Below are 13,675 nucleotides of genomic sequence, written 5' to 3' on the forward strand. Positions count from 1 at the left end.
ATATTAAATAAACTATTTTTTTCTGTTTAATTAAGGTACAATTTGCAGGGTTACAAAATCTTCAGGATTACTTTTAATGACCGTAGCCCAGAAATTAGATAAAGCAAGTGGCATCTTTTTCTTTGCTGGCTTTTTGCTCTCAAAACTCCAGTATATCCCTTTTCCACTCGCCGCATCGATTTTTAGATTTCTTTCACTGGGCGTTTATGGATTAGCGTATCTGAGTTGGTTTACAGCATGCCATCTTCATCCAGATCACCCAGAGCACTATCGCAAATGGTATGGATTTGCTCAAATTAAAGAGCAATTTATTTTTTCCTCAGCTATAGGGTTTACAGCAACAGTAATCAGTGTGGCTGCCATTTTTGTACCCGCTTTATTTCCGCCTGCAGCATGGCTTTTTCTTCTTGGTAATATAATTTGGGCGATTGGAGAGTATCATAAGTTAAAAAATCCCCCTCCTGCCGATGAAAATTTTTCTTCGACACGGCAAAAAGCTTATGTATCTTACGCCGTAACATCCACTGCAATAAGCTTAGTTGCTGCGCTTGCAGCTACTTTTATACTTTTATTTCCACCACTAGCAATACCCATTACTATTTTTTCACTGCTCATTTGTGTGGGGCTTGGCGCATTAGCATTTGAATTTTGGTTAAATGCCAATTTGGGACAACATGAACCCGACTTACGTCCTGATAGTTATTTTGAAATGACTGAAACATTAAAACCTTCACCTTCCCTGGACCATTCGAACTCACCTGAACCAGAACCCAGTTGCTTCAATGGTTTATTCTCTGATCCCCCAAAGCAATCTCAACCCTCTAAATCATCTGTTAAGGATGAAGAACATAAAGAAGAAGATGGTCTTAAAGTCAATCCTCTTTTATACTTACAGACTGCTAGTTTTAATTGAGATTTATTATGGATCAAATAATTGCGAAAATGATTTCAACCGCCCATAAGGCCCTTGCTCATTCTTATTCGCCCTATTCCAAGTTTAGCGTGGCTTGTTGTATATGCACCGATAAAGATAATTTATATAGCGGTGTCAATGTAGAAAACAGTTCCTATGGTTTAGGGGTATGTGCTGAAACTTCCGCCATATCTGCAATGGTCTCGGCAGGAGAGCAACACATTAAAAGTATGGTTATACTTGCGGGGACTAATCAATTGTGTTCACCTTGTGGTGGATGCAGACAAAGAATCCATGAATTTTCCACCGCAGATACGTTGATCCATCTATGTAATAAAGATTCAATATTGCGTAGCTTAAAAATTAATGAACTCCTCCCATTGGCTTTTAATTTTGATGTTAACCCTTAATTAATAGGAAATTTGTATGACAGATACTGCACCAAAGCAGAGCTATGCCCATTTAGCAGCAAACTATATAAAAAAACTATATCCCTCATTTAAACCTCGCATCGGCGTGGTATTAGGATCAGGTTTAGGGAAATTTGCTGATGGGTTACAGGATTCAATTCGAATCAGTTATGAAGAATTACCGGGATTTCCAAAAGTTACCGTACAAGGACATGGGGGTAATTTAATTTTAGGATATTTGAATGATGTGGCTGTTGTATGTCTCCAAGGCCGAGCTCATACGTATGAAGGTTCGGAGAACTATGAAACAGTTAAAACCTATATTCGTGCTTTAAAACTATTAGGATGTGATTACTTTATAGCTACTAATGCCTCAGGCTCATTAAGAGAAGATGTTGGGCCCGGAGAGTTAATGCTTATTTCAGATCATATAAATTTGCAGCCCAGCAATCCTTTGATTGGTCCCAACGATGATGAGTTTGGTCCAAGATTTTATCCTTTAGATAATGCTTATGACAAACAAATGCGTTTTGACTTATTATCAATTGCAGCAAAAAACTCTATTAAGCTTACCGAAGGAGTTTACATTTCAGTTTTAGGTCCTCATTACGAAACAGCCGCCGAAATCCGAGCATTTAAAGTTTGGGGAGCTGATGCTGTAGGGATGTCTACTGTACCAGAAGTTTTAGTTGCGAATCATTGTGGAATGCACGTTGCAGTTATTGCAATGATAACGAACTATGCAACTGGTCTTTCAAAAACTGCACACAGTCATGAATCGGTGGTTGCAATGGCTGAAAGTGCTGCAGAAAAACTAAATTTAATTCTGCAACAATATATCGCGAGTATAAAGTGACCTTAGAAACCAATTTTAATGAGGCTATGGAAACATTACTTGGCAACTATTCCAAAAGAACTATTCCTGCCAAGCAACTGATTCACACCATTGATCTTACCTTGTTGGATGAGCAAGCCACTAATGAAACATTATTGCAATTAAAACATAACGGAAATCAAAATCAGGTTGCTGCGTTATGTGTTTACTTACAGCATTTGGATCAAGTTTCTTCAGGAAATACTATTGATTTAGCTACAGTTATTAACTTTCCTCATGGAAGCGAAGATCTAAATAGTTCACTTGAATCTATAGAAAATGCTGTAAGGTTGGGGGTTAGAGAAATTGACTATGTATTTCCTTACCAAAGGTATCTTAAAGGACAGAAACAACACACATTAGATCAATGTCATGCTATTGCACAATTCTGTAAACAACATAAGCTTATTTTAAAAATAATTTTAGAAACGGGAACTTTTCCTGATATCACAACTACTTACAATGCAAGTAAAGAGTTAATTGATTCAGGCTGTGATTTTATTAAAACATCAACGGGAAAAACCTCTATAGGGGCATCATTAGTTGCCGCATTTGCCATGTTAAGTGCGATTCGAGACGCAAATACATCTTGCGGTATTAAGATTTCGGGTGGCATTAGGACACCACAGCAAGCACATAATTATGCAACCCTCGCAGAGTTAGTGATGGGAAAACAAATTAATAAGAGTTGGTTTCGCATTGGAGCGAGCAGTTTATTAGGAGAACTGTTAAAAATAAATTAATTCTCGGTTATACTTCGTACGGTCGCAAAATTAATTATTACGTGAGATAGATAATCCCTATTACTTAAAAGGTAATCACTCGCAGTCTATATAGGGCTCTTATCTTAATCATGTCCCTTACTGGAGTTTAAGTATCTATGAACCGAAAAAACTTATTTAAACCTATTTTAGTACTTTTCTTTGGACTCATTTTAGCAAGCTGTAATAATAAATTACCTCCTGGTGAATATGATTCAAATGAAGTAGGCAAAATTAAAAAAGTTATTCCAGGTACAATTATTTCTAAGCGCCCTGTGAATTTACATCGAAACACAAGCAACATAACTAAAGGTAGTACTAGCTTTGAGGATAATGGCTATAACCAATCACATGGTGTTGAATATGTCATTAAGTTAAATTCAGGCGGAATTATTTCTGTGGTTCAAGCAGAAGATCTCAAACTGAAAACAAAACAAAAAATCCTTGTAATTTATGGAAAAAATACTCGAGTTGTTGCAGATAATGGTAGCGATACCTACTAAATCTAAATTACCTGGGGGACGCATAGCGGAACCCAGGTAATAAAATGCTGTCACTCCTATCTTATAGACTGATACAAACCGCCATCCACATTGATGCGCCATAATAGGCACTCACAATAAAAGCTTTGAAGCAATCTCGGGGAATTCTTTTATTAATCAGTATTTGTTGATAAACCAAGATGAGGCCCGCTATAAACCAAAACATATAAAAGGATTCATTTATTTGATTCATAAATGCCCAACATAACCACAAACTATGGAATGAACATTGTAACAAACCTATAATCATCCGATCATAATTAGCAAAATAAATCGCTGTCGATTTCACCCCAATTCGTAAATCATCCGCTTTATCAGCCATTGCATACATGGTGTCATAGGAAAGAATCCATGAAAAATTTATTAAAAACAATAAGAAGCATTCATTATTTAAAAATTGATTTGATGCAACATACGCCATTGGTATTCCCATAGAAAATGCCAAACCTAGAACTAGTTGCGGCGCATCAAGAAAGCGCTTACAAAATGGATATAATAAAGATATAAATAAGGCGATCAATCCAAGATAAAAACAATTACGAGGAAGCTGAATCAATATAAAAAAGGCTGCTAAAAGTAATATTATTAATAATAGGAAAGCCTCAGGCAAAGTCACTTCACCCGCCGTTAATGGTCTTAATTTAGTGCGTTCAACATGTTTATCAATATTTCTATCAGCAATATCGTTAATCACACAGCCTGCCGCCCGCATCAGTATAGTGCCACATAAAAAAAAGACCAAGAGTTTAAGTGTTGGGATCCCTTTATTTGCCAACCATAAAGCCCATGCGGTTGGATACCAAAGTAATAGAATTCCTACAGGTTTATCAAATCGCATTAATCGCCAATATGCATTCCACTTCATGGGTTAATATTCTCAAGTTCAGGTAACATAATCTCGGCCAAATAAAATGATTCTTTTTGTAAAAATAAAAATTCAGTGAGCCGAACCCAAAGTATCCCGCTAATTGAGTTCAGATGCCTTTTTACCCAATGATACTCCAAACATTGTTGATCCACGGGATAAGTTGTCCCCTGAATACGATGAACTTTATCTTCATTAAAAATTAAGTTTTTTATGGATTCATTTTCTAAACGCCCAAAAAAAACAGGATCGAGTTCATAACATTTTTTAGGAATAATACTGCGTGCATACCAATACACAACATCATAACTTTTCATTATGATTTCGCGCTGAAAGACCAATTCATCCTGAATTTCTAGAAGGTTTCTATCCCACCAATTCGCATTTTCCCAACCTTGAAAGATAACCTCGATCTGCGTTTCGCCCTTAAGTTGCTGGAGTTTATCAGTTAGTGAGGCTTTATAATTAAGCCACTCTTTAAGTTGTTCCGAACTTTGTGCATTTATGGTAAAAATAGAATGAGTATTAATAGACATGTATTATTGCTACTTATGACAAAATATAGTTCAGTAAGATCTTACAAAATTAACGCATCAGCGACAAGTTATTGCTAACTCTTATTCTCCCTAGCCTATTTAAAATAATTATCACCTGCTCATGGGTATCCATATTCATTAAAATGAAACGCCCATTGCTAATTGCTTGCCCAGGATAAGTTGAAAAGCTTATTTTCTTTTTCGAACCAGCTCCATCCCAATGCAAGTCCCAGCGGGGATGGTTCCATTGCCATTGATAAATTACTTCCCTTTGATCCGTTCTTTTGTTTAAAAAATTTAACACCATCCCATTTGACCAATTAGATGACCCATCGAGCGGAGAAACATATACCGGATTACCAAGAATTATCGCCTGCATCTTAGCATATTGTATTGCCGTACGAAGTTCATCAATAATTGTTTTTTGCTCATTTTTTTTCAAAAAATAAGTATATGAACCAATCCCTATTACTGATAAACCTATGAACACTGCCATCGTTATCAGCAATTCAAGCAGTGTAAACCCTTTTATATTCATAATAAAAATTTTATTCCATTAATTTGCGAGTTAACTGATAAAATATCATAGTTCCATGAACATATTACATACTAAATGAAAATCCTTCATCAGACTCTAAATCTCCATAATCATCTTCATAATAAATGCCCGATTTCACCGTTTGCATAGGCTCATATTTTCTGCTCAATGAACGGAGCATTCGAGGATTAACTTCAGAATTTTTGCCCATTAAATCGAGTATGCGTGAACATTGAGAAAAGGATAAATCCCAACGTGAGAAATACTCTTCTTTATATAAATTTTTATTACTATTAAGTAAAGCAAGCAGTCGACTCATCTCTTCATAAACTTTCTCACAAGGATTTTTCTTCAATTGTTTTAATAAATTTATTGCGATATGAAAAATTACATGCGTTTCATTACGAATTTTTGCAAAATGAGTTAAACACTCAAACGGTGCTTTTAATGAAAAAACATGGCGTGCATAATCAAAAATCTTTTTATCGGCGCTGTCCTTTATTAAATCTTGTGATAGTTTTAAAAAAACAGGATATATCGCAAGTAATATCTTATGATGGTCTTTTCTAGTTGACGATGATAAGGCATTGGGTATTTCATTACCAAAAAAAGTCAATGGACTATCATCTTGCTTGGGAGTTTTAGGTGATGAAGTTGCGGTAGTAAAATAAAGTCTACGCAACTCCTGTGCTTGTTGCATTAACTCACTTTGATTAGGAGCGCTAGATTCTTCAATTAGTCGGAATACTACTTCAAACCAATGCTGATCACCGCGATAACAACAATAGGAAAGTAATTCACCCAGGGAACTAAAGGTAGTATACATAAACTCTTCATTTTCATATTCCTCGGCATCATTTTTGTGATATCGCATGTTCAAATAGTTGTTTGTCTCTTGATAACCAGAATCAATCATTTGCTTTCTAGTTTCTTCTCCAACGGTAAATGATGAGGTAGATACATTATCAACATTGATTACAATGGATTGACATGCATATTTTCTCAATTTCAAACGATCTTTTTCCCACCCGCTGGCTGGATCACTAACACCAGTTAATAATCTATAAATCCAATTTAAGACTACATTCTCTCTATAAACTCTATCCATCACACGATCGATCGCCTTTCTCTCTGGACCATCATCAAACTTAACGGCTAATACTTTTAAGTTATTACCATACTCCGATTCAAGTAGTGTGGAATGATCATCGAAAAACACATTGGTTGGTAAATTATTTAATATTCCACCATCACTATGTTCCTCTCCGTCAATGAGTGTTGCTCTATAAACTATAGGAAAACTTGCGGATGTTTTTACTGCCTCACTCACTTCAAAATTAGGTGAGCGTAAGTAAGAGAAATATCGAGTTTTTCCTTGGCTTTTATTTGTTGCTGTAACTACTAATTCCTTACCAATTCCACACCCAGGGCATTTCTGCCGAATTTCTTCTAAGGTTGCAAATGTGATTGGACCTTGGGGATATGGAATTTGGTATTTGGAAACAATTTGATCTAATTTATAAGCAACCGCATAATCAAGAGCGGTCTTTAGGGAATGAGCCTCAGAAATTCCATTGATATTTATATCAAAATGGACTAAATGCTCATGTTTAAAATGTTTAAATAATGCTTCAATTTCTTCCGCTATATAACCTAAATAACACATTAAGGCCATAATGGCTCCTGCGGAGCTGCCTGCAAATTTTTCAGGATATATTTTGGCTTCATTTAGTGCTTTCCAGACACCAATATGAGCAAAAATTTTGGCGCCACCACCACAAAGAACTATATTTTCAATATTAGGCTTTCTTTCTCTTACAAGAATCTCATGTGATTTTAAAAACCTAAATATCTCGATTTTTTTGGTTTGATATAGAGGTACTACCTGTTTTTCTTTAATCGATTTGCTTTTAACTTTTTCCTCGTTTATCCAAGGAAATAACCAACTCCAAATGCGTACGTACCAAGGCTTTAATGACATATATCGCTGCATCTTTCGATAATCATGCATTTTATCTAGACGTTCTTGTGGATCGGACACTTCGATAGAATGAGGATGAGGGCTTTTACATATGGATTCAAAGTTAATATTTTTTATATTAAGCGAAATTAGCTGATCGACTAATTTATCGGTAATAAAAAGTCGTTTCGTATTTCCTAGAGGTTCTTGCTGTGAGTCATTAGGATCTTTATATTTTGTTCCCGTCCCAGGAACTAAAAATTGATTAAAGCCTACTAATATCCCATGATGACCATGGCACATTTGAATACCAGTTAATTGATAATTTGATATATTTTTCAGTGATAAATCTAAATCACTTATTTTCCAATGCTCTAAAAATTGCCCTTGAAACCAGCTTACTATTCTACCCCACCAGGTTAAAGCAACCTCTGCTGTGAAACCGCGATACTCATTTACTGTTACGCCCGATAAAATTGCTTTAGTTTTTTCCTTTTGGTGGGGATCCAACAGCCATTGGTTAAACAATGATCTTTTCTCATCACTTACGCGAGTAAAATCGAACATTGTTTGTTCGTTATCAAATAGATAATTACCAAAAGCGATTTTATTATCGGGGAGGGAACCATTAATTTCTAAACGTCCTAAATAGGCCGTCATAATAATTTTTTTCAATAAATCAAGATTTTGAGCATATGGGTGTGCGTCAGATTCAAGCAGCTGACTTATTACGTGTTGTGGTGTCATCACTTATCCTTAAGTTATGATAATCCATTAACTCCCTCAGCAATAATTAAAGCACTCCCTGCTTCCAGTTGATTTATTGCTGATTAGATCATGCTATATTTAACTCGAGTCTTGCTGTTTCCATCACCTTTTGTTCAAATGATTCGATTACGATTCCTTTTTGTTTTATTATTTTTAACCATCACAAATATAATTAACACAAATTTATCAGAAATTAAATAGACCGAATTATTCCGAAATGAACAACTAATAGCTGCTATGAACTGTCAGATATGACTTTAACGTATGATACTTAGGCACATTTTTGCAATGTACCTAGGTATAAATAGGATTAATTATCTTGAATATTCTTTAAAATTTGAGTAACAACAAGTTCAGGATTTGATGCTTGATTGATTGGACGTCCGACAACCAAGTAATCACTCCCTTCTTCAATGGCCTGTTTGGGTGTCATAATTCGAGATTGATCATCACTTACGTTATTTGGCAATCGGATGCCTGGGGTTACCGTTATAAATTGATCCCCACAAGAACTTTTTATGACCTTAACTTCTTGAGCGGAACAGACGACTCCATCCAAACCTGCTTCCTTGGTCAAAATAGCTAATTTTTTTACATGACTAATTACAGATGTGTCTATCCCAATTGAAATTAATTCATTTTGATTAAAACTGGTTAAAACAGTTACTGCAATTAAGATAGGTCTATTCGTGCCATATGAATCAATAGCATTTCTTGCCGCTTGCATCATACTCATTCCCCCTGAAGCATGGACATTCATCATCCACACTCCCAGCTCAGCACCTGCTTTACACGCTTTTGCAACTGTATTGGGAATATCATGAAATTTTAAGTCTAAAAAAACTTTAAAGTTTCTTTTGATTAATTGTTTCACAAAACTTGTGCCAAGCAGTGTAAATAGTTCGCTTCCAACTTTTAAAGCGCAACTTTTAGGATCCAGCTTTTCAACTAATTTTAAAGCATCATGCTCATTATCAAAATCTAGTGCAACAATTAATTTAGGCATCATTATACTACAGCCTCTTCATGATGTACTTTTAGTGCACTTTTTACAGCGTTAGCAATTTTTATTTGCTCTGCTTCCTGCAAATAAGGATGCATGGGTAAACTAATAACACGACTGCTTGCATATTCAGCATGAGGAAAATCTCCCATTTTATAACCCAAATATGCCATGGCAGCTTGTTGATGTAGGGGTACAGGATAATGCACTGCAGTTGGAATTCCTGATTCTTGCATTGCCTTTTGGAACGAATCTCGATTACTTACTTCAATGGTATATTGTGCATAAACACTTGTATTATAACTATGAACAAAGGGCGTTTTTACAAGGGGTGACAGAATCTGATCATACGCTTTGGCGACTCTTTGGCGCATAATAATTTCATCGGGGAACAGTTTCAATTTTTCAATTAAAACAGCTGCCTGAATCGTATCCATTCTTCCATTAATTCCTATACGGTTATGGCAATAACGCGCATTTTGACCATGAATTCTTATTTCAAGGAGTTTTTGGGCTAAATTATCATCATTTGTGAAACAAGCTCCCGAATCTCCATATCCACCTAAAGGTTTAGATGGAAAGAAACTGGTACATCCAATCGTTGATAAAGCACAGGAATATTTACCTTTATAAGTTGCGCCAAAACTTTGTGCTGCATCCTCAATTACTGGGATACCGTGATGAGCTGCAATAGCATTAATCTCGTCATGATCAGCACATTGACCATATAATCCGACGGGCATTATTGCCTTAGTTTTTCTGGTAATTGCTGCCTCAAGCTTGTTAGGGTCCATATTATACGTAAGTGGATCAATATCTATGAAAACAGGCTTAGCTTGACAAAGACTGATCACCTCAGCAGTAGCGAAAAAACTAAAAGGAGTGGTAATAATTTCATCTCCCGGCTGAATTTCCAAGGCCATCAATGCCATTAATAATGCATCTGTTCCACTTGAGTTGACAATTGCATGTTTAACTCCTATAAAATCAGCTAATTGCCGTTCAAGTTGTGCAATTTCAGGCCCCATAATATATTGACCATGATCTAAAACGTTTTTAATACTTGCTAAAATTTCGTTTTCTATTATTGAATATTGTTTTTTTAAATCGATAAATTGCATCATAATCTCTTAAAAAATTAGTTAATATCCTTCCAATCCATGGACAGGTTTCATTCTCCCCCAGTTTTTACAGCTGGGACAATGCCAATGAAGATGCTTGCCACCAAAACCGCAATGAACGCATCGATAAACTGGCTTATTGTCTAAAAATTTACTCGTTATATCATAAAGCATTTGTAATTTGTCACGTACCTTTCCATGGGCAGACTCAAGATGCCAATAGATTAACTGATTTAAACCTCGTATGGATGGATGTTTGCTCAAGTTATCCGCTACGAAATCTATAGCGGCATCCATATTTTTTTGTTGTCTTAAATATTCCGCTATTACAAAAATTACCGAAGCTCTAGGGTTATCCTCTAAAGTCTCTTCAAGATATTTGACACACTCATCCATTGTATTTAATTCTTTATGGCAAACAACTAGAGGTTCGATAATTTCTGTTAGAAAATCTGCATCTTGCTGAGGAACACGTTTTAACGAACGAATCGCATGTTTGTAACGTCCCTCTTTCATTTCAAGACTTGCATTCATTAAACTGGCTCTAACTGATTCATTATCAACGCTTATAGCTTGTTTGATACAATAAGTAGCTTTATCAATGGCATTGCTTTTTAATGCCTGATTAGCCATTTCACAATAATAATGAGCCGCTTGGTTATGAAAACTTGTTCCTGTTGAAATTTCTAACTTTTTAATTACATCTAAAGCCTTTTCCCAAGCTTTTTCTTGCTGATAAATTGCTAACAAACCATGCAAGCTACTTGTTTCTTTAGATCCACCTAGTTCAACAACTTCTAAAAATATTCGCTCTGCACGATCGAATAAACCAGCACTCATATAATCCTGGCCTAACGCCATTAATGATTCTTTCCTTTGTAGAATACTTAATTGAGGCCTTGCAATTAAATTTTGATGAATACGTATGGCTCTATCAACCTCACCCCTACGCCTAAATAAACTTCCTAATGCAAGATGAGTTTCTACCGTATCACTGTCAACTTCTAGTAATTTAATAAAAACATCAACCGCTTTATCGGGCTGCTCATTTAAAAGATAATTAAGTCCAACAACATATTCGCGGGATAAGCGATTATATAGAGTGGGATCTTCCTTGGGTTTACTACGATTTGCCATCCACCAACCAGACCACGCAGCAGCAGGCAATAGTAATGGCCATAAATCAATCATTATTACCCTCCCCTCTGCATGTTAGACTTTCATAATAATAAAAAAATTAATGTTGATCTTGCAATGGAATTGATCGTAAGTTTTTAATTTCTTTTTCAGTTAATTTTAATTGGTTTTTAATTTTGTGGCATTCAGCTTTTAAACGCCAATATCTTCCAATAAAAAGTATAAAGCCTACTACAATACCAATACCCAACATGATTGTCATGAGAACAGATATAGGGATTGTTATTGTTTTAAAATATAAATTAACATCCACTGAAGTTGCATTTAGAGCAGCAAAACTAACGCCAATAATGATAAGAAGTATATAAATAACTAGCATTAATATGCGCATAAATTCTTCCTTTTTTGTTTCCAGGGCAATTCGAAGCGGAACCCGGGATTCCAGGATGATACAGCAATATTAACCTGAGCTCCACTTCCCATCACCCAGGTGATTAAAATATACAAACAAAAAAGCGTAGAAAAATCTACGCTTTCTAACTAATTAACTATAAAGAATTAATCACTCTCTTTACTTGCCATTTTCTCTTTGAGTAAATCACCTAAGGTTGTTGTTGAAGCGCCTTCGGTTCTAGAGTATTTCTTGATTGCATCTGCTTCATCTTGAGCATCTTTCGCTTTTACTGAAAGAGTAATTGAGCGGTTTTTACGATCCACATTTATGATTTTTGCTTCAATCTCATCACCTTCTTTGACAAGAGTAGTCGCATCATCAACACGCTCATCAGACAATTCACTTGCACGAATAGTACCAGTAATATCATCTGCTAAAGCTACCGTAACTGTCTTAGGATCTACAGCTACAACAGTACCTTTAACTATGGCTCCTTTAGTATACTCATCAACAAAACTTGCGAAGTTATCGCCTTCAAGTTGTTTAATACCTAAAGAAATACGCTCACGCTCAGGATCTATAGCAAGAATAACTGCTTCCAACTCTTGGCCTTTCTTGAACTGTTTTACAGCTTCTTCACCAGGAACAGTCCAGGAAATATCAGACAAATGTACCAAACCGTCAATATCTCCATCCAAGCCAATAAATATTCCAAAATCGGTAATTGAACGAATCTTACCACTTACTTTTTGGCCTTTATTGTGTGAGGCAGCAAATTGTTGCCATGGATTACCCACACATTGTTTCATGCCTAAAGAAATACGGCGTCGTTCTTCATCAATTTCAAGAACCATCACATCAACTAAATCACCCAGAGAAACTACTTTACTAGGATGTACGTTTTTATTGGTCCAATCCATCTCAGACATATGGACTAAGCCTTCCACACCTTCTTCGATTTCAACAAAGCAACCATAATCAGTAATATTAGTTACTTTACCTTGTAATTTTTTGCCTATTGGATAACGCTCTACTAGATCAACCCAAGGATCGTTACCTAATTGTTTCATACCTAGAGAAACACGGTTTCTTTCGCTATCAAAGCTCAATACTTTTACTTTTACGTCTTGGCCAACTGATAACACTTCACTTGGATGTTTTACACGTTTCCATGAAATATCAGTGATATGCAACAAGCCATCTATGCCGCCCAAGTCAATGAATGCACCATAATCGGTAAGGTTTTTAACAATACCATGAAGCTCTTGTCCCTCATGTAAGGACTCAAGCAATGCTTGTCTATCAGCACTACTTTCTTCTTCAACAACTGCTCGACGGGATACAACGATGTTGTTGCGCTTTAAATCCATTTTAATAACTTTGAATTCAAGCTCTTTGCCTTCTAAATAAGAAGGATCTCTTACAGGTCTGACGTCTACTAATGAACCAGGTAAGAAGGCGCGTATAGTACCAATTTCAACAGTAAATCCGCCTTTAACTTTTCCAGAAATAAGACCAGTTACTGTTTCATTGTTTTCGTGTGATTTAGATAATTTACGCCAAGCTTCCTGACGTTTTGCTTTTTCTCTTGAAAGGAGCGTTTCGCCGTAGCCATCTTCAACAGAATCCAGTGCTACTTCAACAGTATCACCTAGGCTAACTTCCAAAGCACCATCTTTGTCATAAAATTCTTCTTTAGGTACAATCCCTTCTGATTTTAGACCAGCATTTAAAATGACATAATCGCTATCGATTCCGATAACTTTAGCATTAATAATGGCACCAGGGTAAAATTGAGCACCGGCTATACTTTGCTCAAACAATTCTTTGAAACTTTCAGACATGTTAATAAA

Annotated in this window: 14 protein-coding genes; 5 read left to right on the forward strand and 9 right to left on the reverse strand. The window is 35.8% G+C overall.

What is annotated here, in order from left to right; translation table 11 throughout:
- Positions 1–76 precede the first annotated feature (76 nt).
- The 5 genes from HBNCFIEN_RS08915 to HBNCFIEN_RS08935 all read left to right on the forward strand — a co-directional run bounded on the left by HBNCFIEN_RS08915 (position 77) and on the right by HBNCFIEN_RS08935 (position 3,461).
- Entirely contained in the window at positions 77–913 is an 837-nt protein-coding gene (locus HBNCFIEN_RS08915; RefSeq protein WP_255464173.1) for a hypothetical protein, read from the forward strand.
- 8 nt (positions 914–921) lie between these two features.
- Positions 922–1,323, forward strand: coding sequence for a cytidine deaminase (gene cdd / locus HBNCFIEN_RS08920; protein WP_182390760.1), 402 nt, complete (start codon positions 922–924; stop codon positions 1,321–1,323).
- Between the two features lie 16 nt (positions 1,324–1,339).
- Complete coding sequence (locus HBNCFIEN_RS08925) at positions 1,340–2,179, forward strand: purine-nucleoside phosphorylase (RefSeq protein ID WP_182390761.1); 840 nt, start codon at positions 1,340–1,342, stop codon at positions 2,177–2,179.
- Positions 2,176–2,940 carry a deoxyribose-phosphate aldolase gene (gene deoC, locus HBNCFIEN_RS08930; protein ID WP_182390762.1) on the forward strand — a complete coding sequence of 255 codons (765 nt, stop codon included), beginning with the start codon at positions 2,176–2,178 and terminating at the stop codon, positions 2,938–2,940. Before HBNCFIEN_RS08925 ends, deoC begins: the two co-directional genes overlap by 4 nt.
- Before the next feature lie 137 nt (positions 2,941–3,077).
- Positions 3,078–3,461: a hypothetical protein gene (locus HBNCFIEN_RS08935; RefSeq protein WP_182390763.1), complete on the forward strand. Its 384-nt coding sequence runs from the start codon at positions 3,078–3,080 to the stop codon at positions 3,459–3,461.
- 61 nt (positions 3,462–3,522) lie between these two features.
- Here the strand turns inward: HBNCFIEN_RS08935 and ubiA are convergent, their stop codons facing one another.
- The 9 genes from ubiA to rpsA form a co-directional block, all read right to left on the reverse strand.
- On the reverse strand, positions 3,523–4,365 hold the full coding sequence (gene ubiA / locus HBNCFIEN_RS08940) for a 4-hydroxybenzoate octaprenyltransferase (protein ID WP_182390764.1): 843 nt from the start codon (positions 4,363–4,365) through the stop codon (positions 3,523–3,525).
- Complete coding sequence (locus HBNCFIEN_RS08945) at positions 4,362–4,901, reverse strand: chorismate lyase (protein ID WP_182390765.1); 540 nt, start codon at positions 4,899–4,901, stop codon at positions 4,362–4,364. The genes ubiA and HBNCFIEN_RS08945 overlap by 4 nt, the downstream gene beginning before the upstream one ends.
- A 49-nt stretch (positions 4,902–4,950) precedes the next feature.
- Entirely contained in the window at positions 4,951–5,439 is a 489-nt protein-coding gene (locus HBNCFIEN_RS08950) for a GspH/FimT family pseudopilin (protein ID WP_182390766.1), read from the reverse strand.
- Between the two features lie 64 nt (positions 5,440–5,503).
- Complete coding sequence (vpdC, locus tag HBNCFIEN_RS08955; protein ID WP_304599248.1) at positions 5,504–8,146, reverse strand: Dot/Icm T4SS effector VpdC; 2,643 nt, start codon at positions 8,144–8,146, stop codon at positions 5,504–5,506.
- 331 nt (positions 8,147–8,477) lie between these two features.
- Positions 8,478–9,176 carry an orotidine-5'-phosphate decarboxylase gene (pyrF, locus tag HBNCFIEN_RS08960; protein WP_182390768.1) on the reverse strand — a complete coding sequence of 233 codons (699 nt, stop codon included), beginning with the start codon at positions 9,174–9,176 and terminating at the stop codon, positions 8,478–8,480.
- Positions 9,176–10,291 carry a DegT/DnrJ/EryC1/StrS aminotransferase family protein gene (locus HBNCFIEN_RS08965; protein WP_182393663.1) on the reverse strand — a complete coding sequence of 372 codons (1,116 nt, stop codon included), beginning with the start codon at positions 10,289–10,291 and terminating at the stop codon, positions 9,176–9,178. The genes pyrF and HBNCFIEN_RS08965 overlap by 1 nt, the downstream gene beginning before the upstream one ends.
- 21 nt (positions 10,292–10,312) lie before the next feature.
- A complete protein-coding gene (gene lapB, locus HBNCFIEN_RS08970; protein WP_182390769.1) occupies positions 10,313–11,482 on the reverse strand; it encodes a lipopolysaccharide assembly protein LapB in 1,170 nt (389 codons plus the stop codon).
- 46 nt (positions 11,483–11,528) lie between these two features.
- A complete protein-coding gene (locus tag HBNCFIEN_RS08975; protein WP_182390770.1) occupies positions 11,529–11,819 on the reverse strand; it encodes a LapA family protein in 291 nt (96 codons plus the stop codon).
- Between the two features lie 167 nt (positions 11,820–11,986).
- The gene (gene rpsA, locus HBNCFIEN_RS08980) at positions 11,987–13,666 is read right to left on the reverse strand and encodes a 30S ribosomal protein S1 (RefSeq protein WP_182390771.1); all 1,680 of its coding nucleotides are present in this window, start codon (positions 13,664–13,666) and stop codon (positions 11,987–11,989) included.
- Positions 13,667–13,675: the final 9 nt, after the last annotated feature.

Source organism: Legionella sp. PC997 (assembly GCF_014109825.1).
GTDB lineage: Bacteria > Pseudomonadota > Gammaproteobacteria > Legionellales > Legionellaceae > Legionella.